Here is a 21,524-nt window from a genome sequence, read left to right as displayed (position 1 = left end):
TTGAAGAAGGTAAGAGTTTCGGATGCCACCGCAGTCTCCTCTGATGTCAGGCAGTCGAATCTTGGCCCACGTCGAAGCGCTCCCGGTAGCGGTGCGCCGCTTCGTCGAGAACCGAATGGCTCAGTCGGGCGAGAGGCCGGATATCCGTCAGCAGCGGTTCGTGATCCGGGCCTCGCCCGACCACACGGCCTTTGAGTAACCAGGCGAAGCGGTCCTCCTGGCGAGACAGTTCGGCGTACTTGCGGATCCGTCTCGCAACCCAGTCCTCGACCGGCCGGTGCCACCACGGCTCCGGGGAGATGGTGGTCACCGACAATCCGGGCAGGGTGAGTTTGGCCTCGTAATCCTTGCTGGGACCCTCCACCGCGTCGGCCCTGGGCCCCTTGGAGTGACGCAGGTAGACCTCGGAGTCGGAGGCGACGATGTCGGTCAGCGCTTCGAGGCTGTCGATCACCGGAAGATCCTCGTCGCCCACCGGGCGGCTGTGATGATCCGAAGAGCGGATCATCGGCTTCGCCGGGTCGATATCCCCACTCGGCATGTGCGCGTCGGTCATGTACCCACCAACGTTCAGCTCATTGCAGGGCCGGCGTCCGACGATCCGGTCATGTCCTTGAGGAACTCGTGGCAGCGGCGTGCGCGGTCGGAATCTTCCGCCATCACCTGCTCGAAGAACGACGCGATGTCGTCGCGGCCGGCGTTCTTGGCGTCCCGCACATATTGCCCGTAGTCGTGACCGGCCTTGAGCGAATGGTATTGGACGGACACCAGGTCGTAGCTGACGTCGTCGAATCCGGTTTCTCCGGTAGCCATGATGGTCTCCTCTGTTCTCGTTGAAGTCCCGCCGCCCCGTGTGGCGGCGGGCGATCGATGGATAACTCGCGGGCTGGGTTACCGCGGGGGGACCGCGGTGGTGTGTCCGGTCGACCTCAGACGGGGAAGCAGGAGGCCGAGTGCGATCATGCCGACACCAAGGGCGAAGTGCAGCCAGTTGTCCGCAGTGTTCACGGGGACGAAGTTGGCCGCGCTGTCCTGGTCGATGAGGAGTCCGTAAATCCACAGGACCAGGTAGATCGCGCCGCCGCCGACGAGGAAGGCCTTGGCAGTGTTAGCGGCGCGCGCCATGACAATGCCTGCGACGCCGAACAGGATGTGCACGACGTTGTGCAGAATCGACACCTCGAAGATGCCCAGCAGCATGGCGTGCGACTCGTGTCCGGCGACGGCCATCACGTCGTAGTCGGTGGTCACGCCCGGGATGAACCCGAGAATGCCCACCAAGAGGAATACCGCTCCGACCACCAGCGCCGCAATCTGTACGGGTGTGGCGGTCATCGAGCTTCGGGTTGAGGTCGGTCGTGTCATCGCCCTACTCCTTCGGGTGCGTTACCGGTAGTTCGCGGTCTACCCGCCGTATACCTCGCCGCCATCACCTCAAACAGGGAATCCCCAACGTTTTATCGCGTCTTTCGGCTCCCCAGTGGTGGCCGGCGCCGCCTGCAATTCCTGCAGACCTGTGAGGATGGGGTTTACGCTGTAGTCCAATAGTGTCGACCGTGGAGTTGGACATGACGGCAACTGGTGTGCGCCCGATCGAAGCCCGCAGGCCCTATCCGCCGCGTTATCGCCGCAAAGGGTCGTTCATCTACGACATGATCTCGACGACGGACCCGAAGACGCTGGGTTTGATGTACCTGGTCACTGCATTCGGGTTCTTCCTCGCCGGCGGATTGATGGCGATGCTGATTCGCGCCGAGCTCGCGGTGCCCGGCCTGCAGTTCTTGTCGAACGAGCAGTACAACCAGCTGTTCACCATGCACGGCACGATCATGCTGCTGCTGTACGCCACCCCTATCGTCTTCGGCTTCGCCAATTACATCCTGCCGCTGCAGATCGGCGCCCCCGATGTGGCCTTTCCCCGGCTGAATGCCTTCTCCTACTGGGCTTTCCTCTTCGGCGGCCTCATCGCCTTCGCGGGGTTCATCACCCCCGGTGGCGCCGCCGACTTCGGCTGGACCGCGTATTCGCCGTTGACCTCCGCCATACACTCTCCCGGGCTCGGCGCGGACCTGTGGATCATGGGCCTCGCCCTGTCCGGGCTCGGCACCATCCTCGGCGGCGTCAACATGATCACCACGGTGATTTGCCTACGATGCCCCGGGATGACCATGTTCCGCATGCCGATCTTCACCTGGAACATCTTCATCACGAGCATCCTTGTACTGCTTGCCTTCCCGATACTCACCGCCGCACTCATGGGGCTGGCCGCAGACCGGCACCTCGGAGCCCACGTCTTCGACCCGGCCACGGGCGGCACGATCTTGTGGCAGCACCTGTTCTGGTTCTTCGGGCACCCCGAGGTGTACATCGTCGCGCTGCCGTTCTTCGGCATCGTGACCGAGATTTTCCCCGTCTTCAGCCGTAAGCCGATCTTCGGCTACAACGGCCTGGTCTTCGCAACCATGGCCATCGCGGCCCTGTCGATCGCGGTGTGGGCGCACCACATGTACGCCACCGGCGCTGTGCTGCTGCCGTTCTTCTCGTTCATGACCTTCCTGATCGCGGTGCCCACCGGGGTGAAGTTCTTCAACTGGATCGGCACCATGTGGAAGGGGCAGTTGACCTTCGAGTCGCCGATGCTCTTCGCCGTCGGCTTCATCATCACGTTCCTCTTCGGTGGTCTCACCGGCGTCATCCTCGCCAGCCCGCCGCTCGACTTCCACGTCACCGACAGCTACTTCGTGGTGGCTCATTTCCATTACGTGCTGTTCGGCACCATCGTGTTCGCCACCTACGCCGGCATCTACTTCTGGTTCCCGAAGATGACCGGGCGGATGATGGACGAACGCCTCGGCAAGTGGCACTTCTGGACCACCTTCATCGGCTTCCACGGCACCTTCCTCGTGCAGCACTGGCTCGGGGCCGAAGGTATGCCGCGCCGGTACGCCGACTACCTGCCGCCGGACGGGTTCACCACGCTGAACACGATTTCCACGGTATTCGCTTTCGTTCTGGGGATCTCGACGCTGCCGTTCCTGTGGAACGTCTTCAAGAGCTACCGGTACGGCGAGGTCGTCGCCGTCGACGACCCGTGGGGTTACGGCAACTCGCTCGAGTGGGCCACCACCTGCCCGCCGCCGCGGCACAACTTCATCGAGATTCCGCGGGTGCGCTCCGAGCGTCCCGCGTTCGAGCTGCACTACCCGCGCATGGTCGAGACGATGCGGGCCGAAGCGCACATCGGCCCGGGTGGCCACAAGCAGACGGCAGTCGACGTCGAAGACACCGCCCAGCGTTCGGAGGAGCCGGGCGGACCGGCAGGGGACCGGTGAGGCTCCCCGGTGTCGAGGGCGAGGGACGGCGATCAGATGGTCACGGTCTCGCCGCGGTCCACCCGGGCGCGTGGCGGCCGGGCAGGGACGTCACCGTCACCTGCACGTCGTCCTTCGAGTGGGACAGGACGATCACATCGAGGGTGGTAGCTCGTCGATCCGCAGGGCCGGATCCTTCAGGCGCCGTGACACCAGGCCGTACCCGAGGGAACGGTTGCGTTCCCCACGAAGGTCAGCAAGACAGTCATCACTGATCGGTCGTCATACGTGCCCGCGAGCATCTATCCAGTCGAGAGCCTTGCGTACGGAGTCGCAGGTGGGGATCATCGTGTCGAGTCCGGTGGCCTGAATGGGACGCAGCACCGCCCGGTTGCCGGCAAGCGCCCAGGTCATGTGCCGCTGCCGCGCGGACTCGGCGAACGTCGAGAGCACCGACAGCGCTGAGGTTCCGACGAAGTCGACACCGGTCATGTCGATGACGAGCGCGGCGTCGTCCTGCGCGAGGTCGGCCAGCGCCAACGCGAACGACGGTGCGGCAAGCACGTCGATGTCACCTGAGATACGGCCTATCGTGGCGCCCCCGGGCGCGGCCGCTTCGACCGCGACACCGATTTCGTGGTCGTGCGCAAGGCGCGATCCCCGGTCGCAGTGCGGTGCGGCCACGGCGCTGACGCTGCGTGAAGATTTCATGACCCTCCGATCGCATGCAATCTGTGGGCGTCCGTGCGCGTCGGTTCATTCCGCGGCGCGGACACACCAACCGCAAGCGTCGGTGGCCCGATGCCACGTACAGGGCGCACAACCTCCGTCCATTGCGCGTCCTGCGGCGTCCGGACTGCGTGCGGCTGTGTTCTCAACCACGCGCGATCAACCCTACGTCCCCGCACGGCACGCTTTCAACCGATTGGCGGTTCCGATCGCTGGGTACGCTGCGCGAAGATCCACGCACCTGCGACCGAAATGTGGAGTGCAGATGGCCGAGATCGGCGAATTCGGGAAGCTTCGAGCGGAGCCGGGTTCACCTGTCGAATTACGGGTGACGGCCGAGTTCGATCAGCTTCCGGTGATCAGGGCGGTAGCCGAAACCCTCGCTGCCCTCGCTGATTTCGGTGCCGACGAGGTAGCGGACATCAAGCTCGCAGTCGATGAGATCGCCTCCGAGCTGATCGGCGCCGTGATCTCCGACGTGGATCTGACGTGTTCGTTCGTGACCTCGGATGCCGCGCTGGCCGTCACGGTGGCGGCCAGAATTCCGGCGGGCAACGTGCCGGACCGCGGGGCCTTCGGGTGGCGCGTCGTGGAGACGGTCACCGACGGCGTGACGGTCACCGAGGGTGAGCTCGATTCGGCGGCACCGGAACGGCAAGTGGCCGTCGAATTCGTCAAACATCGGGGACCGCAATGAGTGCCGGGGGGTTCTGTCCTCGTGTGGACGGTGCGCGGGCGGGTACTCGGCGAGGGTACGCGCGGCTCGTGCTCGCGAAATGTCGACTCAGGACAGGGAGGATCGTCGCCATGACCGCTCAACCCCCGGATCCGGACCCGGCCGAGACCCCCGATCTCGAACCCGGGGGTGGTGTCAGCCCCGGTTCGACCCCACCTGATGCGGCGCAGACCTCGGGGACGTCGTTCTCCGAGCCCCGAACCGGTAGACATTTTCCGCCTACGGGCATCGCGACGATGGTGGCAGTCGGTGCGATCGCCGCTGTGTTCCTGGCAATTGCCGTTCTGCTGATTCTCGACCTCGCCGGCGTGTTCGACTGAGCAGGAACGAGACCCGCGTCAGGTCGGGTCGTCGTCCTCACCCTCGGCCTGATCCGGTTGATGTGTGCCGGACAGCAGATTCTCCGGGTCCGAATCCGGGTCTTCCGCCGGGTCGTAGGGCTTCTCGGACTCACTGCCCGTGCCTGGCGTTCCCGCGTCTTTCGTCATGGCAACTACCCAGTCCTTTCCTTGTCACTCGCGCAGGCGTCGTCACTCGCGCACGGCGTCGCGATGTCCATGGTCATGGCCGCTGACCGATTCCGGTCGCGAATTCCCGGAGCCGACCACCTACCGTGTCCCCGTGCAGGGGTGGCGTGGGCAACCCGGCACCATCGCGCAACCCGCCCAGAAATTCCTCGAGGGTTTCCCGGGGCGTGTAGCGCGGCTGCCACCCCAACTCCGTCCGAGCTCGGGTCGTGTCCATGATCGGCAGCTGCAGAACGGTGTCGAGGAGTCCGGGTGAGGCGGGTACCGCGTGCGTGTGCCACGCCGCCCACAGGGCACCGCGGACCGCGGGCCGCGGAATGGGAATCTGACGGGCCCCGAAAAGTTCGGCGAGGTAGGCGCCGTCCACGGGCGGGTCCGCCGCAAGGTTGAAGGCACCGCGCACCGGCCTGAGTACCGCCTGGACGTATGCCGCAGCCACATCGGTGGTGTGCAGAATCTGCGCACGCAGATCCTCGACGAGGGGAACGGCCGGGATGAGCCCGCTCCGGACCAGCCGGCCGGCCAGCAGGGGCCCGACGAACAACCGACGCTGCGCGGTGGCCGACTCCCGCTTGAAGATGAAGCCTGGACGCATCCGCACCACCCGCATGTCCGGGTTGCTCAGCTCGTACGCGTCCAGCCACCGCTCCAGATACGCCTTCTCACGCGGGTAGGCGGCGCCGGGCCAACCGTGGGTGGGCCAGTCCTCGGTGACGCCGGTGTCGGACGGCCCCGGCGAATACGTCGCCACCGAAGAGGCGTACACGAGGGCCGGTACCCGTTCCTCGGCCACGGCCTCGAACACGCGGATGGCACCGAGGACGTTGTTTTCGAAGGTGACCTCCGGCTTGTGGGTGGGCTGGAACAACCAGGCGAGGTGGATGACGGCGTCGGCGCCCCGCACGATCGGCCGGAAGTCGTCGACGCTGGCATCGGCGAATATCCACCGTGTCTTCGAGCAGGTCCAATCGGTGTGCCTGCGCGCTACGCCGACGATCTCTCCGACCGACGGCTCCTCGCTCAACGCCTCGACGATGCTCGTTCCGACATTGCCGGTGGCACCGACGACGACGACCTTCAGCCGCTGCTGCTCGCTCATGGCAGCCGAATACCCACCGAACGCACTCGTAATCGACAGGGGTCACCGGGTCCCGTCGAACGGCGATCGGCGGCGCAGCACAGGACTGTCTCCGGCATCGCCGCCGATGACGCCGCGTACCGCCGCGTCGAGCGTGTCCTGCGCCGAATACCGGGGTTCCCACTGAAGTTCGCGGCGGGCCCTGGCCGAATCGAGCAGGGGAACCGAATAGGCCAGATCGATCCACCCGCGGTGGACAGGTTGCAGGTGGGCTCGCCACGTCACGTCGACGAGAAGCGTCAGCAGCGAGCGCGGCACGTGCACGGGGCGGGCGTGGAGCGCAGCACCGAAGTTGTCCGTGCCCAGCGGGGGATCGACCGACAGATTGAACGCCCCGGTGGCCCGCTCGAACACCATTCGGGCCAGCGCGTCGGCAACATCGTCGGCGTGGACGGCCGGGATCGCCAGCGCGCGGTCCAACGGGAGCAGCGGAAGATACTTCAGAACGCCCGCCGGAATGCCCCGCGGCAGGGTGTAACGGCCGAGTTCGCTGCCCGCTGCCCGCTGGCCGATGAATCCCGGCCGTACGCGGGTGACGGCCACCGAGGAATTCTTTTCGAAGTCGTCGAGTCCCGCCTCGGCGGCGGCCTTGTCGACGCTGTACACCGAGCCCGGCACACCGCCGCGGGGTGCGGACTCGTCGACCGTCCGTCCGGGGGCCGGTGAGTACACCGCCCCGGACGACATATGGATCAGATGCGCTACACCGGCGGCCTCGGCTGCGGCCGCCACCGCCAGGGTGCCGTCCACGCCGACGCGTCGGAGATAGTTACGGTCGTGGGTGGGCTGGAACGCCCACACGAGGTGGATCACCGCGTCGGCGCCCTCGAAGATGGGCCGCAACAGGTCGATCGCATCGGGGTGCGCCACGTCGATCGCGTGCCACTGCAGCCCGTCGTACGGCGGGACCTGCGCGGGAGGTCGTCGTGCGAGCCCCACCAGCTCGAGGTCCTGGTCGAGGTGCTCGGATCCGCCTCGGAGCCGGTGAAGCAGGGAGGTGCCGACGTTACCGGTCGCCCCTGTGATGATCAGCCGCATCGCTGTGCCTCACCGTCCCCGAGTCCGTTCGACACGAGCTGAAAGCCGGAATCTCTCAACACGGCGGGGTCCAGGAGGTTTCGCGTGTCGACGATCGCCTTACGCTGGGCGAGTGTGCCGACGAGGTCCCAGTCGAGGGTTCGGAAGTCACTCCATTCGGTCAGAAGCACCAGCACCGCCGCGTCTTTCGCTACCAAGTAGGGGTCGTCGACCACCTGCACACCCGGGATCGTCGGGGAGGCCGGCGACACTCCGGGATCGTAGGCGGTGAGCACGGCTCCTTCTTCGGACAGTGCGGCCGCGACGGTGAGCGCCGGGGAGTCGCGGACGTCGCAGGTGTCGGCTTTGAACGCCAGGCCCAGCAGCCCGATGCGTACCCCTTCGAGGGAGCCGCCTGCTTCGATCCCGGCGGCCTGCCGCGCTTTGGCGACCACCCGGTGCGCCTGCGCGGCATTCGTCTCGAGCGCCGCACGCAGCAAGGGAAACGACACGCCCCCGCGTTCCGCGGTCGCCAGCAAGGCGTGGGTGTCCTTGGGAAGGCACGATCCTCCCCAGCCGGGCCCGGGGTTCAGGAAGCTGGCCCCGATACGGTGGTCGGCGCCCATGGCCCGTCCGACGTCGCGGATGTCGGCGGCGAAGTGATCACACAGGTCGGCGAGGGTGTTCGCGTAGGACAACTTGAGTGCGAGGAACGCGTTACTCGCATACTTGGCGAGTTCGGCACTGGCCGGATCCATCCGCAGAACCGGCGCCTCGACGCCGGCGTAGAGGTCGACGACGCGTTGCCCGGCGTCCGCGTCCGAGGCGCCGACGACGATGCGGTCGGGGTTCAGGAAGTCGTGTACCGCATGGCTTTCCCGCAGAAATTCCGGGTTGCTCACCACGGTGATCCCATGGGGTTCGAGGCGTTCGCCGATGCGGATGGTGGTTCCCACCGGCACAGTCGATTTGGTCACCACAATACTGCCGGGTGCGAGCAGTGCCGCCAGTTCGGTAACCACGGCGTCGACGGAAGAGAGATCTGCGGCGCCGTCCTCACCCATGGGGGTGGGCACGCACACGAATACGGTGTCACACAACGCGAGTGCGGTCCGGTCGGTGGTGATGTGCAGGCGTTCCGATGCCACACCCTGCGTGACGAGCCGTTCGAGTTCCGGCTCGAGGAAGGGCAGCTCACCACTGCGCAGGGCCTCGACGCGTTGCGCGTCGATGTCCACCAGGGTGACTCGGTGTCCCAGATGGTAAAAGCCTGCGCCGCTGGTCAATCCCACGTAGCCGGCGCCCACGACGCCGACGTGCCGGTCAGACATCCAGCCCTCCTTCCATCACGTGCTTGTCTGCACATACCTCGCCCACGGCGCCCAGCACGTCCTCGACGGTGATCGCCGCGAGCCCGGGGTCGAGACTGTTCCCGTGCGGGTCACCGCGCCGTCCGGACCACAGGCACGCGTGCTGCGGGCGGCGAGGCGGTCCCCAGTGTGCGGGTGAGACCGGACCGAACAGGATCACCGACGGAGTGCGAAACGCGGTGGCCAGGTGCGCGATCCCGGTGTCGCCGCACAGGACCAGTCGCGCATCGGCGACCACTGCCGCGGTCCCGCGCAGCGACGTCTCGCCCGCCAGGACGGCGCCCGGCGGCAGTCCGGCGGAATCGGCAACCGCTTCCGCGAGGGGCCGCTCACCTGCACTGCCCGTGACGACGACGCGATGCCCCTGGTCGGCGAGGACGCGGGCCACCGCTCCGAAACGGTCCACCGGCCAGCGGCGGGCAGGGGACGCCGCCCCGGGATGTATGACGACCGCGCCGGGGGCGGCGGACGCCTCCGGTGGCGGGGTGAGATCGAGATCTGCTGCATTACAGGGGATTCCGAACCAGTCGAGGAGGGAACACCACCGCTGCGCCTCGTGCTGGTCCGCCACCCATTCCGGCCCCGGGAGGTCCGGGTAGTCGGCGTGCCGATAGGTCAGGGTGCGGCGCGGATTCTGGCGCAGCAGATCCGCGATGCTCTCCGGGCCGCGCCCGTGGAGATTGACCGCCAGGTCGAGCTCTCCGCCGCGGAAGTCGAGGGCGCCGAGACCGGCGGTCGGAACGAGTTCGTCGACTGCGCCGATCAACTCCACGAGTGGCGCCAATTCCGCGGGGGCTGCGAGCGCAAGCCGCCGGTCCGGACAGGACCGGCGGAGCCCGCGCAGAGCGGGCACCGCGGTCAGGAGGTCGCCGATGCCGAGCGCGCGCAGGACGAGGACGGTCGGCGTCAGGGCCATGAGCTCTCGGTCGACGAGCACACGACCATCTCTCGAACCTCACATCCGGGGGGCTGGCTCAGGGCGAACAGCACCGTGTTCGCGACGTGCGCCGGATCGTTCAGCTTGGCATCCGCCGGCGGCTTGTACTGCTCGTCGCGTCCGTCGAAGAAGGGAGTGGTCATTCCGCCGGGAATCAGCAGCGTGACGCCTACCTCGCCCGCGGTCTCGGCGGCGAGAGCCCGGGTGAATCCCACGACACCGAATTTGGCCGCGCAGTAGGCGGTGGCATCGCTGACCGCTTTGATCCCCAACGTGGATGCACAGGTCACCACCGTTCCGCGGGATTCCTTCAGGTGCGGCAGCGCCGCACGAACCACCGCCACCGTGCCCAGGAGATTGACGTGCACCACGCGCTCCCAGTCCTTGGTGGGGACGGTGTCGAGCCGGCCGCAACTGTCGATACCAGCGGCCGTGAACACGCCGTCCAGCCGCCCGCCCGCCCTCTCGACGAGGTCGTGCACGGCCTGTTCCGCCGCACCGGAGTCGGCGAGGTCGGCGATGATGTACTCGACCTCACCCTCCGGCGCCACCCGGTCGATCACGAGCGGCCTACCGCCGCGCTCCCGCACGGCGCGGACCGTCGCCGCGCCGAGACCGGACGCACCACCGGTGACGAGTACGGTACCGATCCGATCGTTGCTGGCTGTTGTCATCAGGGCTCCCTTCGAAAGTTGAGGGCCGTCACCGCGGCCCGGGGTAGTTGCGGCCGTCACGGGATTCGGCTCGAGTTGCCGCCCGGGCGGTCGCGAGCATCCGGGTCGTCGAGTAGCCGTCGACGACCCGCACGAACACCACGTCACCGCCGTGCCGCCGCACCACCTCCGCTTCCGGAATTTCCTTGTCTGCGTAGTCGTCGCCCTTCACCCACACATCCGGGCGTAGGCGTTCCAGAATTTCGGCGGGCGAGGACTCGTCGAAAATCACCACGGAGTCGACCGAACCGAGTTCGGACAACACCCGCGCGCGGTCCTCGGCGCGTACGAGGGGACGGTCGGCGCCTTTCATGCGGCGCACCGAGTCGTCCGAATTGAGGCAGACGATCAACGCGTCACCGAGCATGCGTGCCTGCTGAAGAAGGCTCACGTGCCCGCGGTGCAGCAGGTCGAAACAGCCGCCGGTCGCCACCAGCCGTCCACCGTTCCGGCGCACGCGGTCGGCGAACGCGTACGGGTCGGTGTGAGCGTCGCCGCCGCCGAGGGCTGGCGCCTGCGTGGAGGAACACACCGAGACCGCGGAGGCCCCGCCGAGGCCGACGAAGCGGGCGGCCGATTCGACCGCCGCGGTCACCGCCTGCTCGACCGAAGACCCGTCCAGAAGTGCGGTGGCCGCCGCACTGGCGAAGCGATCTCCGGCGCCGCACGTGTCGGGCCTGCTCGCCGCCGCGAGACGGGCCGATTCGGGGACGGCGATCATTCCGCTCGTGCCGGGTGACCGGGTGGCGAGGGCTGCCCCGGCGGCTCCGACCGTGACCGCCACTGCGTCGCTGTCCCACCGCACGGTCAGCCCAGCGGCTCGGTCGAGCGGTCCACGCGCCTCGGGTTCGGCTCGGGTGGCCTCCGCGTCGTTGGGTGTGATCAGCCGGGCGCCCGGCACCGGTTCCGGGCCGCGGGGATGGGGATCCCACACCACCGGAACGTGCGCGGCGCGTTCGGCGACGAGCGCCCGGATCTCGGGGTGGTTCGCCATTCCACGTCCGTAATCCGACACGAGGATGGCACCCGCACCGGTGATCGCCGCCCGCACCTGCGCTCCCAACGGCTGGGTTGTCGCGATCCCGCCGCCGGAATCGAGGCGGACCAGGGACTGACCTCCCGCGCGGACCCGGGTCTTGCAGACCGTGGTGCCGACGAGGGGCACCGCGACGACCTCGACGCCGGAGCCGAGCAGATTCGTGAGCCGGTCGGCGTCGGCATCGGTACCGAGAGCGGTGACGAGCACGACCTGCCCGGTGGATCTGGCTGCGAGGAGTGCGGCGAGGCCGGCGCCGCCGGGCCGTTCCCACCGCCGCTCCACGTCGACGACGGGCACCGGCGCTTCCGGGCACAACCTGTCCGCGCTACCTTCGATGTCGACGTCGAGCAGGGTGTCGCCGATCACCACGAGCGGTGTCACGAGGTGACTCCCAGTTCGGCGTCGAGGGCGGCGCACAGCACATGCACCAGCGCAAGATGCATCTCCTGCACCGTCGCCACCGAGGGCGCTTCCACCGCGATGGCGTCATCGCACAGTGCGGCAAGGGGATTCGGTGCCGGACCCGTCAGAGCCCAGGTGGTCACGCCGATGTCGTGGGCGGCCTTGGCGGCGGCCACCACGTTGGGGCTGGTTCCGCTGGTGGACAGAAGCACGAGGACGTCGCCGCGGCGTCCGTGCGCCCGGACCTGCCGGGCGAACAGCTCTTCGACGCCGTAGTCGTTGAGAATGGCGGTGGCGGCCGAGGTTTCGGCGTGCAGGGCGATGGCCGACAACGGTCGGCGTTCGTCGCGGAAACGGCCGACCAGTTCACCCGTCAGATGCTGCGCCTCAGCGGCGCTGCCTCCGTTCCCGCACGCCAGTAGCCGCCCATCGGCCGCGAAGATCTCGGCGAGGCGGCGGCCCCAGCGGGCGATCGTCGGTGCGCACGGTCGGTTACGTGCCAGCGCATCACTGAGTTCCGCGAAATGCTCGACCGTGAACGTCCGGTCGTCTTCCGCTCTGTGGTCGTCGATCACGGCGTACCTCCTCCGTCGGTGCGGACATCCGGGTGCGCGGTCAACTGCTCGATGGCCGCGAGAACCTCCTCGGTGGTGACAGCGTCGAGACAGGGATGACCGGGCACGGGGCACTCGCGGGCCCGCGTCCCGGCGCAGGGTGCGTTCGCGCGCCCCAGAAGCCGGTGCGGAACCCCGTAGGGTGCCCACCTGTCGGCGGGCACCACCGGTGCGAAGAGGGACACCACCGGCGTGCCCACGGCCGCGGCGAGGTGCGCCGGCCCCGTATTCGGGGCCACCAGCACCCGTGCGCCGGCGAGGATCGCGGCCATCTCGAACATGTCGGTCGCGCCGCCCAGGTCGGTGGCCCAGTCCCCGGCGACGTCGCGGGTGAGATCCCGTTCCCCCGGAGTCCCGGTGACCAGTACGCGAAGACCCGCCGCCACCAGCCCGCGGACCAGGTCGCGGCTCCGATCCACCGACATCCGGCGGGCGGGGACCGCCGCCCCGGGGTGGACGACGATGTACGGGATGTCCCCGGTGACGGTGGATACGTCGGGCAGGGGTCGCCGAACCTCGAGCCGGCCGCGGTCACCGGCCGGCAGCGCGTACCCCGCGGCGGTGGCCAGCGACAGCGCGCGCTCGGCCTCGGGCGGGTCACCGCCGACATGGTGGCGCAGGTCGAGCAGTGCCCCGGGGTAGTCCTCACTGATTGCCCCGATCCAGGGCACCGCGGCCATCCGGAGTACGAGGGCGAGGGGGAGCGGTGACTGGTGGAACGAGGTGAGGATCAGCGCGCGGTCGAGTTCGAGTGTCTCGACCTGTTTGATCAGTTGGTGCACCGATTCGGCGGTGACGGGGGAGTGCTCGAAGTCGACCCACGGCGCCTGCCACTCGATGATGTCGTCGACGCCGGGCAGCAGTTCCGCCGCCGCACGGCCGCGGGGGCCGACCAGCATGGTGACGCGGGCGCTCGACTGCGCCACGGCCCGAACCGCCGGACCGGCGAGCAGGACGTCGCCTGCGCTGTCCAACCGGGCCACCAACGCGTTCCCCGTCAACGCCGATCTCCCATCGCCAGAGCGACCGCGGCCACGAGAGTCGGTGCCACTGCCGCTTTGCGGTGCGCGGCCGCCACCTCCTCGGGCAGTGTCCGCGTCGTCGGGACGAGGACTGCACGCGCTCCGGCGGTCAGGGCGGCGTCGACGTCCGCTCCGGTGTCGCCGATCAGCACGCAGCGGCGTACATCCACCCCCAGTTCCTCCGCTGCCTGCCGGACCATCGCGGGATGGGGTTTGCGGCACTCGCAGCCGTCGGCGGCGTCGTGCGGGCACACCTGCCAGGTGTCGAACGGCCCGAGAACCTCCTCGACCCGCGAATTGACCGCGGCCAGCCGCTCCGGGGAGATCAGGCCTTTCGCGACGCCCGACTGGTTGCTGATCACCCCGATCGGAACGCCGTGTGCGCGCAACCGCCCGAGAAGTTCGACCGCACCGGGAACGGGCCGCACGAGGTCGGGGTCCGAAAGATAGGGCACGTCGACGATGATCGTGTCGTCTCGATCGAACAGGACGGCGGCCGGACGTTCCCGCTCGGCCCGGCGCACCTGAAACTCCCCGCGTAGCCGCCACCCGCACGCGACGGGGGGAATCAGGACGCTGGTGAGAGCCATCCGGAACACCTCGCGGGGAGTACGCGGTCCGGGAAGGATCCGGCGCACCGCGAAGTCGACGGTGCTGCCGGCCCAGAGTGCACCGGCGACCACCGCCGTCCGCCGCTTGCCGGCCAGGCCCAGCGCCAGGGCCAGGCCGCCGGCCGCGGTCGCGAGGACGTGTCCCCGCATGCGTCCGGGACCCTCGCCGATCTCGTGTCGCCAGTGCGGGCCGAACTTGCGGCGCATCAGGGCGTTGTCCGTATTGCCGGCCTGCGCACGCACACTCGTCAATATGGTCCCGCGTCCTGGCGGATGCGTGGTGACGCGGGCGCCGTCGACGATGCGGTACCCGGCGCGAATCACGCGCAGCGCCAGGTCGGCGTCTTCCCGGAAGGCGCGGGGAAACCGCTCGTCGAAGCCTCCGACGGCCTGGAGTGCGGACCGGCGATACGCCATGTCGGCGGTGATCCAGCGGGCACCGGCCAGGGCTGCGGTCCTGCGTTCGTCGTCATCGGGCGGGCGGGACGTCGGGAGCGGCACCACGATGCGTGCCTGCGACGCTCCGACCGGGTCGTCCGCCGCGGCGGCCTCGGCCTCCTTCAGGTCGGCGGCGAGGTCGTCGAACCAGGTGGGCGCCACCATCACGTCGTCGTCGAGGAACGCGATCCAGGGGGTCGACGCCGCCCGCCAGCCGAGGTTGCGGGCGGCCGCCGGACCCCGGCCTCCCGAGGTGAGGAGCCGCACGGGCGGATCGCCGGTACGCACCCGGAGTGGGGCGTGGTCGCCGGGACGGTCGTCGACCACCACGATCTCGTGCGGCCGCGGACCCGTGGCGGAGGCGAGCGCCCCGAGGAGACGTTCGAGACTCGGCCTGCCCACCGTCGGGATCACGACCGAGTAGGCGACTGCACTGTCCCCAGGTCCAGTGTCTCCAGGTGCGCTGTCTCCGACTGCGCTGGGTTCGGGCCGATCGTCCTCGCTCATGACCGGGTTCACCGTTCGGTCACCGATGGCCGCGTCACCACGAAAGGCCCGATCGCCAGGAGGTCGACGGGGGCCGAACCGAAACATTCGAGCGCGTCGCGGGGGCTGTCGACCATCGGCCGGCCTGCGGTGTTGAGGCTGGTGTTCACGACGACGGGAAGGCCCGTGAGCTTCTCGAACTCGGTCAGCATGCGCGCGACCAGTGGCTCGGCCCCCTTGTCCACGGTCTGGATGCGCGCGGTGCCGTCCACGTGGGTGACCGCCGGGATCCGGTCCCGCCACGCGGGGTGCACGTCGTGCACGAACAGCATGTAGGGGCTCGGTATCGGTCCGCGGCTGAAGATGTCGGCGGCGCGATCCGCCGCGACCATCGGCGCCACCGGGCGGAACTGTTCCCGGCCCTTGACGTCGTTGAGTCGTTCGAGGTTCTCGGCGCGGCCGGGGTGGGCCAGGAGAGAACGGTGCCCGAGGGCGCGGGGACCGAATTCGGCGCGTCCCTGAAACCAGGCGACGATCTTGTCGTCGGCCAGCGCCTCGGCCACCACGGCTGCGACATCGTCCGGTTCCGTGAACGGGACCTTCGCCGCGACGAGGGCTCCCCGGATCTCCTCGTCGGAGAATCCGCGGCCGAGGGCGGTGCCCGTCCACCGGGGCGGCGGTTCACTAGCCTCGGCGGCGATGCCGAGCGCGGCGCCGAGTGCGGTCCCGGAATCGCCTGCGGCGGGCTGTATCCACACCTGTTCGAACGGACTGTCGGTGTGGATGCGGGTGTTGGCAACACAATTGAGGGCGATACCGCCGGCCAGGGTCAGTTCGGTGGCATTGGTGCGCCGGTGCAGCCACGAACACAACTCCAGCAGGACCTCTTCGAGCCGGGTCTGGATGGAGCACGCGAGATCAGCGTGCTCGGGGGCGAATTCGCCGTCCGGTGCGCGGCGGGGAGCAAGCGTGTCCCAGGCGATCGGCAGGGTCCGGAATCCGCCGTCGTCGGTGGTGAAGACCCGTTCGCGAAGGTACTCGAGATGGCGGGGTTTGCCGTACGACGCGAGCGCCATCACTTTGTACTCGTCGCTCGAGCGCGCGAACCCGAGGTGCTCCGTCAGGTCCTCGTACATCAATCCGAGTGAGTGCGGAAGCAATTGCGTGGCAAGGATGTCCAACTTCCGGTCGCGGTACTCACCGGCAAGCATCGAGGTACTCTCACCGCGGCCGTCGAGGGTGAGGACGGCCCCGTCGCCGAAGGGGGCGACGAGCCCGGCGGACGCCGCGTGCGCGACATGGTGCCGCACGAACTGCACCTTGTCGGAGTCGAGACCGGGCAATGCGGTGGCGAGAAAGCGTGGCGCGCGACGCGCATACGTGGTGCGCAGCTCTTCCCACCCGGGATCGAGGCCGTCGAGGCTGTGATCGACGAGTTCGGGGTCGTACGAGTAACCCACGGCGTCGAGGTCCTGCGGACGCAGGCCACCGACCTCGAGACACCACCTGGCTGCCTGCTCGGGTAATTCCCAGGTGGAGAAGGGTACCGGCCGCTTCCCGTGCTTCCGTCGGGAGAATCGTTCCTCCTCAGCGGCGGCCACGATCTGCCCGTCGACGACGAGCGCGGCCGCGGGATCGTGGAAGACGGCATTGATGCCCAGAATCCGCATAGCGCCTCTCTCGTTGTGCTCGATTCGGATGGCCAACGTGGCACGGAACGGTGTCGCTCGATCTGGGTGGCGGTTACCCTCGGAACGGGACCATAAACACCTATAGGTGATTTACCCGTTCACGCCGCGGCGGAGCGCTCCGTGACCCATCGGACCGTGCGACGCAGCCCCTCGTCGGCGCCGACGCGCGGTGCCCAGCCGAGCGCGCTCCGGGCGCGGGTGATATCCGGACATCGCTGCTGGGGATCGTCCTGAGCAGCAGGTATGTACACGATCGGCGATCTGCTGCCGGTGAGATCGAGGATGCGTTCCGCCACGGACAGGACCGTCATCTCGTCCGCATTCCCGATGTTGACCGGACCCCGCTCCTTCGATTCGGCAAGCGCGCACAGGCCGGCGACGGTGTCGGTGACGAAACAGATCGACCGCGTCTGCCGTCCCGTCCCCGCCACGGTGATCGGTTCGCCGCGCAAGGCTTGACCGAGGAACGTGGGGATCATGCGCCCGTCGGCGTCGCGCATCCTCGGCCCGTAGGTGTTGAAGATTCGCGCGATGGCGATATCGCAGAGCCCCGCACGGCCGTACGCCGCGCACAGCGCCTCCGCGTACCGCTTGGCCTCGTCGTACACACTGCGCGGACCCACCGGGTTGACATTTCCCCAATAGCTCTCGCGCTGAGGATGTTCCAGCGGATCGCCATACACCTCACTCGTCGAGGCGAGGAGGAACCGGGCCTCCTGCGCCACCGCCAGATCGAGTCCGTTCTTCGTACCGTGCGACCCGGCCAGCAGGGTTTGCACCGGCAGTCGTTGATAGTCGACCGGTGACGCCGGCGACGCGAGGTGAAAGACGACGTCGACCGAACCGACATCGGGAAACGGTTCGCTCACGTCGTGGTCGACGTACTCGAACAGGGGGGAGTCGCGCAGTGCCTGCACGTTGGCCGGAGTGCCGGTCGACCCGTTGTCCATGCAGCACACCGCTGTACCCGACCGGACCAGTTCCTCACACAGGTGAGAACCGACGAAGCCGGCGCCACCGGTGACCAATGCGCGTTCGAATCGTGTCATGAGCGTGTGGCCCCGGGTTCCGGTTACCGCGCGACGACGGAACCGGCGCTCTGCTCGGACGGGTTGATGCGCTGATAGGCCCGCACCGTGTCCGAGGCGATCCGATCCCAGGAGTACCGGGAGCGGGCCCGGTCGTGACCGGAGGCACCGAAGGCGCCGCGCGCCGCGTCGTCGGCCAGTAGGCGTCGTAGCGCCGCTGCCAGCGCATCGGGATCCCGTGGGGGCACCAGCCGACCCGTTCCGCCGTCGACCACCGTGTCCAGCATGCCGCCCACCGCGGCGGCCACCACGGGAACGCCGCACGCCATGGCCTCGACGGGAACGATGCCGAACGGCTCGTACCACGGCGTGCACACCACGGCGTCCGCCGAGCGCAGCAGGGCGGGCATCCGTTCCCGGCTGATCTGGCCGGGCATCAGGACGCGATCCCGCACCCCGAGCTCGTCGGCGAGGTGGAGCAGCCGGGCGGCCTCGGGGTCCTCGGCGAGGCAGCCGTGCGCGGGACCGCCTGCGATCACCAGCTCCACGTCGGGCAGCTGCGGGAGGGCGGAGATGGCGATGTCGAACCCTTTCCTGGGCACCAGCCGCCCCACGGTGACGAGCCGGTGACGCGCCCGCGTCGGTTCCACCGGGCCGGTGGGGGTGAACAAGTCGAGGTCCACTCCGCACGGCACAACGGAAACACTCGAACGCCGAAGACCCATCCGCACCAGTTCGAACACCTCGTCCGAGCAGGTGGCCACGATGCGGTCGGCGGCTTTCGCGAGATCGAGCTCGAGCCGAATCCTGGCGTGCGGGCTGGTGTCGGCATCACCCTGATAGCGACGTTTCACCACGCCCAGCGCATGAAACGTCTGCACCGTGGGCACGCCGAGGGGGCGGGCAGCGGACTGGGTGGCCAGACCGGACATCCAGAAGTGGGCGTGGGCGACATCCGGTCGGTCCGCGGCCCAGGCGCCGCGCAGGTAGACCCCGAAATCGTCCATCCACGGCAGCAGGTCGTCCTTCGGGAGAACCCGGGGCGGACCCGCCGGCACATGAACCACCCGATAACCGGCGGGAGTCGGGACCTCGTCGGGCAGCGTGGTCGAATCGCGACGGGTGTACACGGTCACTTCGTGTCCCATCCTGACCAGGCCGGCCGACAGTTCGGAGACATGCACGTTCTGTCCGCCGGCGTCGACGCCACCGAGAGCGGCAAGGGGACTGGCGTGTTCGGACACCATCGCGATTTTCATCATCCTCCGTCCCGGCTCGCGCCGTTTATGTTGTGCGGGTGTTCTATTCGGAAGTCTCGGCCAAGAGTTCGTCCCACCGATCGAGGAAGGTGCCCAACCCGAAGTTCTGGAGGGCGAAGTTGCGCGCCGCCTTCCCGTGCAACTCGGCCCGGTCCGGTTCGTGCACGAAATCGGCGACGGCGCGTGCGAGTACGGAGACATCGGCGGCGATGACTCCGGCCTCCGGCGGAACCGAAGTCGGCACCTCCGTCGATGCCACCGCCACCACAGGCATTCCGAGGTGCATCGCCTCGACGAGCGACAGCCCGAGCGAAGTCCAGCGCGCCGTGTGCACGAACACGCGCCGCCGGGCGACCTCACGGTGCAGTTCGGCGGTGAGCAGATCACCACATCCACGCACGCGACCTTCCGATCCGGGCGGTGTCCAGGTGTCCGTTCCGATTCCGAACACGTCTACCGGCGCCGCGGCCGCGAGGGTCGGCAGCAGATCGCTGCCGGTCACCCGCCACCGTCGCTGCGGTTCGTTGATCATCGTCGCGGCCCTGGGTAGTTCACCCGTGTAGAGGTGTCCCGGGTCGACGATTCCGTGGGAGATCACGTGCGTGCGCGCAGAACCGTTGTCCCACATCAGATTATTGAAATGGGTAACGTGAACGATCGGTATGTCGGACTGGCCGGCGAGTGGATGCGGGGTGGTGGCGGCCCCGGCGGCGGGGGTGTTGTGTTCGAGATACAGTGCGGGAACGTCGCGTCCGGGCTGCCGCCCGAGCCATTCCTGCGCGAGTTCGAGTTCGTGTGGGCGCTGCAGGACCACGACGTCCACATTCGATCGGCGCAGCTCCTCGGGAGAGACCTCGCGGGCCGATTCCGGCCAGGGGCGACCGCAGCGGCCACGTCCCCAGTCCCCACCCTCCGGCAGGGTCGGGATCAGGTACCGGTGGCGGCCCTGAACGAACGCAGTGGTCCACGCACCGTGTACGTGCCACAGCACGATGTCGAGTTCGCGCTTCGGCATGCGTACAGAGTGTCCCGAAGAAGGAGAAGTAAACCGACCACCCCGGGAATGGGCGCCGCGAGGGGAGGTCCCGGCGCACGACTGCAGGCCCCGTGGCTCCTCGGCCCGGGGCCTGCAGTCGTACTGCTCGTCCTATTTACCCTGCTCGTCCTATTTACCCTGTTCGGCGCGCTGCCGGGCTTCTTCGGCCGCCGCCTCGCCGCGTGCCTTCTCGGCTGCTGCTTCCTTCTCCGCGACTTCGCGCTGAGCCTCGGCCTTGTCCTGCTGCGCCTGTCCTTCGCGAGTCATGCCGTCGTTGCCGGTCACAGCTCCCGCTGCTTCCTTCGCTTTGCCCTTGACGTCTTCGACGACACCCTTGACACCCTCGGCCGGACCTGACTTGTCGTCTGCCACTGAGATGCACCTCCTGGTCGGTGGACGCGCGCACGGACAATCCCGCACACACGCTCCGACTACCCGAGCGCCGTAGCGGCCAAACGACACCGATCCCTTCGGCGTGTGCTGCGTATTCGGCTCCCACTGAGGGGGACACCGCGCGTCCGGGGCCCGTTCCGCTTCCTATTCTCGGGCCGAGAGTAGAACCGCCCACCTCCTGTTAGGGGATTCACCGTGACAGATCCGGACATGCGCAAAAACTCGGTGGCGGTCGTCACGGGTGCGGGGAGTGGGATCGGAGCAGGACTCGCCAGGGCGGCAAGGCGGCGCGGTATGAGGCTGGTACTCGCCGACCTCGACGCCGCGGCCGTGCACGACCTTGCCGCAGAACTGGGCGGCGACACCATCGCCGTTGCCACCGACGTCGCGGATCCGGCGGACGTGGACGCGCTCGCCGATGCCGCCTTCGACACTTTCGGCCGAGTCGATCTGCTGTTCAACAATGCGGGCATCATGCGGACCGGGTTCATCTGGCAACTCGGTGAATCCGACTGGGACACCGTGCTGGGCGTCAACGTGAGAGGTGTCGTCAACGGAATCCGAGCGTTCGTCCCCAGAATGATCGACCAGGACGGCACCAATCGTGTGGTGAACACCGCCTCGGTCGGCGGATTCGCACCCGGACCGATGATGTCGCCGTACAGCGCGTCGAAGTTCGCTGTGGTTGCCCTGACCGAATGCCTGCAGATGGAACTGGCGATGGTCGAAGCCCCGGTGTCCGCGAGCGTCCTCGCACCCGGACCGGTGAACACCTCCGTGTTCGAGCATCCCTTCGGCCGGGTGTCGCACCCTGCAGTCGAGCGGATGGTCACGCAGATGCGGGACCTGCTCACCACGCACGGCCTCGACGCGGACACCTTTGCCGATCGGGTTTTCGACGGCATCGATCGCGGCGACTTCTGGCTCGCACCGCAGGGCGACCACCTCGACGAGATGGTCAGAGAACACACCGCCGCTATCCTCGAACGGCGAGAACCCGTCATACGGAGTTCCTTTCGCTGACCGC

23 protein-coding genes are annotated in these 21,524 nt (G+C 68.2%); 4 read left to right on the top strand and 19 right to left on the bottom strand.

All coding sequences use genetic code 11. From position 1 onward, the window contains the following. Positions 1-46 precede the first annotated feature (46 nt). From JQT59_RS22980 to JQT59_RS22970, 3 genes are all read right to left on the bottom strand, one after another. Positions 47-508 (bottom strand): DUF6098 family protein, encoded by a 462-nt coding sequence (locus tag JQT59_RS22980; protein ID WP_213578012.1) that lies wholly within the window; start codon positions 506-508, stop codon positions 47-49. Between the two features lie 62 nt (positions 509-570). Beyond that, positions 571-813, bottom strand: coding sequence for an acyl carrier protein (locus tag JQT59_RS22975; RefSeq protein WP_159922324.1), 243 nt, complete (start codon positions 811-813; stop codon positions 571-573). 78 nt (positions 814-891) lie between these two features. Next, positions 892-1,335, bottom strand: coding sequence for a DUF4383 domain-containing protein (locus tag JQT59_RS22970; RefSeq protein WP_213578010.1), 444 nt, complete (start codon positions 1,333-1,335; stop codon positions 892-894). Between the two features lie 233 nt (positions 1,336-1,568). On the opposite strand from JQT59_RS22970, the gene ctaD reads away from it, so the two are divergent. Continuing rightward, positions 1,569-3,332 carry an aa3-type cytochrome oxidase subunit I gene (gene ctaD / locus JQT59_RS22965; protein WP_213572123.1) on the top strand — a complete coding sequence of 588 codons (1,764 nt, stop codon included), beginning with the start codon at positions 1,569-1,571 and terminating at the stop codon, positions 3,330-3,332. Positions 3,333-3,593: 261 nt separating this feature from the next. Here ctaD and JQT59_RS22960 read toward each other — a convergent pair whose 3' ends face one another. Then, complete coding sequence (locus JQT59_RS22960; RefSeq protein WP_213572122.1) at positions 3,594-4,022, bottom strand: STAS domain-containing protein; 429 nt, start codon at positions 4,020-4,022, stop codon at positions 3,594-3,596. Between the two features lie 283 nt (positions 4,023-4,305). Between JQT59_RS22960 and JQT59_RS22955 the strand changes: the two genes are divergently transcribed. Further along, positions 4,306-4,737, top strand: a complete 432-nt coding sequence (locus JQT59_RS22955) for an ATP-binding protein (protein WP_213572121.1) — start codon at positions 4,306-4,308, stop codon at positions 4,735-4,737. 110 nt (positions 4,738-4,847) lie between these two features. Beyond that, positions 4,848-5,096 carry a DUF6480 family protein gene (locus JQT59_RS22950; RefSeq protein WP_159922334.1) on the top strand — a complete coding sequence of 83 codons (249 nt, stop codon included), beginning with the start codon at positions 4,848-4,850 and terminating at the stop codon, positions 5,094-5,096. Positions 5,097-5,114: 18 nt separating this feature from the next. Here the strand turns inward: JQT59_RS22950 and JQT59_RS22945 are convergent, their stop codons facing one another. The 15 genes from JQT59_RS22945 to mbp1 form a co-directional block, all read right to left on the bottom strand. After that, a complete protein-coding gene (locus tag JQT59_RS22945) occupies positions 5,115-5,264 on the bottom strand; it encodes a hypothetical protein (protein WP_213572120.1) in 150 nt (49 codons plus the stop codon). Positions 5,265-5,337: 73 nt separating this feature from the next. Next, complete coding sequence (locus tag JQT59_RS22940; RefSeq protein ID WP_213572119.1) at positions 5,338-6,402, bottom strand: NAD-dependent epimerase/dehydratase family protein; 1,065 nt, start codon at positions 6,400-6,402, stop codon at positions 5,338-5,340. A gap of 42 nt (positions 6,403-6,444) precedes the next feature. Then, complete coding sequence (locus JQT59_RS22935) at positions 6,445-7,479, bottom strand: NAD-dependent epimerase/dehydratase family protein (RefSeq protein ID WP_213572118.1); 1,035 nt, start codon at positions 7,477-7,479, stop codon at positions 6,445-6,447. Then, positions 7,470-8,789, bottom strand: a complete 1,320-nt coding sequence (locus tag JQT59_RS22930; protein ID WP_213572117.1) for a UDP-glucose dehydrogenase family protein — start codon at positions 8,787-8,789, stop codon at positions 7,470-7,472. The genes JQT59_RS22935 and JQT59_RS22930 overlap by 10 nt, the downstream gene beginning before the upstream one ends. Further along, the gene (locus JQT59_RS22925) at positions 8,782-9,744 is read right to left on the bottom strand and encodes a glycosyltransferase family 9 protein (RefSeq protein WP_213572116.1); all 963 of its coding nucleotides are present in this window, start codon (positions 9,742-9,744) and stop codon (positions 8,782-8,784) included. Before JQT59_RS22925 ends, JQT59_RS22930 begins: the two co-directional genes overlap by 8 nt. After that, the gene (locus tag JQT59_RS22920) at positions 9,735-10,439 is read right to left on the bottom strand and encodes an SDR family oxidoreductase (protein WP_213572115.1); all 705 of its coding nucleotides are present in this window, start codon (positions 10,437-10,439) and stop codon (positions 9,735-9,737) included. The genes JQT59_RS22925 and JQT59_RS22920 overlap by 10 nt, the downstream gene beginning before the upstream one ends. Before the next feature lie 28 nt (positions 10,440-10,467). Further along, complete coding sequence (locus JQT59_RS22915; protein WP_249353760.1) at positions 10,468-11,898, bottom strand: PfkB family carbohydrate kinase; 1,431 nt, start codon at positions 11,896-11,898, stop codon at positions 10,468-10,470. Then, on the bottom strand, positions 11,895-12,422 hold the full coding sequence (locus JQT59_RS22910) for a D-sedoheptulose-7-phosphate isomerase (protein ID WP_397517650.1): 528 nt from the start codon (positions 12,420-12,422) through the stop codon (positions 11,895-11,897). Before JQT59_RS22910 ends, JQT59_RS22915 begins: the two co-directional genes overlap by 4 nt. 68 nt (positions 12,423-12,490) lie before the next feature. Next, positions 12,491-13,534 (bottom strand): glycosyltransferase family 9 protein, encoded by a 1,044-nt coding sequence (locus JQT59_RS22905; RefSeq protein ID WP_249353757.1) that lies wholly within the window; start codon positions 13,532-13,534, stop codon positions 12,491-12,493. Then, positions 13,531-15,111 (bottom strand): HAD-IIIA family hydrolase, encoded by a 1,581-nt coding sequence (locus tag JQT59_RS22900; RefSeq protein WP_213572114.1) that lies wholly within the window; start codon positions 15,109-15,111, stop codon positions 13,531-13,533. The genes JQT59_RS22905 and JQT59_RS22900 overlap by 4 nt, the downstream gene beginning before the upstream one ends. A gap of 8 nt (positions 15,112-15,119) precedes the next feature. Further along, entirely contained in the window at positions 15,120-16,760 is a 1,641-nt protein-coding gene (locus tag JQT59_RS22895) for a carbamoyltransferase family protein (RefSeq protein ID WP_213572113.1), read from the bottom strand. Positions 16,761-16,879: 119 nt separating this feature from the next. Continuing rightward, on the bottom strand, positions 16,880-17,830 hold the full coding sequence (locus tag JQT59_RS22890) for a UDP-glucuronic acid decarboxylase family protein (RefSeq protein ID WP_213572112.1): 951 nt from the start codon (positions 17,828-17,830) through the stop codon (positions 16,880-16,882). Between the two features lie 23 nt (positions 17,831-17,853). After that, on the bottom strand, positions 17,854-19,068 hold the full coding sequence (locus tag JQT59_RS22885; protein WP_213578003.1) for a glycosyltransferase: 1,215 nt from the start codon (positions 19,066-19,068) through the stop codon (positions 17,854-17,856). A 43-nt stretch (positions 19,069-19,111) separates the two neighbouring features. Then, positions 19,112-20,083 (bottom strand): glycosyltransferase, encoded by a 972-nt coding sequence (locus JQT59_RS22880; RefSeq protein ID WP_213572111.1) that lies wholly within the window; start codon positions 20,081-20,083, stop codon positions 19,112-19,114. A gap of 150 nt (positions 20,084-20,233) precedes the next feature. Beyond that, positions 20,234-20,476 (bottom strand): microaggregate-binding protein 1, encoded by a 243-nt coding sequence (gene mbp1, locus JQT59_RS22875; protein ID WP_109329899.1) that lies wholly within the window; start codon positions 20,474-20,476, stop codon positions 20,234-20,236. A gap of 216 nt (positions 20,477-20,692) precedes the next feature. On the opposite strand from mbp1, the gene JQT59_RS22870 reads away from it, so the two are divergent. After that, a complete protein-coding gene (locus JQT59_RS22870; protein ID WP_213572110.1) occupies positions 20,693-21,520 on the top strand; it encodes an SDR family NAD(P)-dependent oxidoreductase in 828 nt (275 codons plus the stop codon). Positions 21,521-21,524 lie beyond the last annotated feature (4 nt).

This window comes from Rhodococcus sp. USK13 (genome assembly GCF_018343855.1).
Lineage (GTDB): Bacteria > Actinomycetota > Actinomycetes > Mycobacteriales > Mycobacteriaceae > Rhodococcus_F > Rhodococcus_F oxybenzonivorans.
The sequence above is the reverse complement of the archived record's forward strand: the minus strand, read 5'-3'. Positions and strand labels throughout refer to the sequence as shown.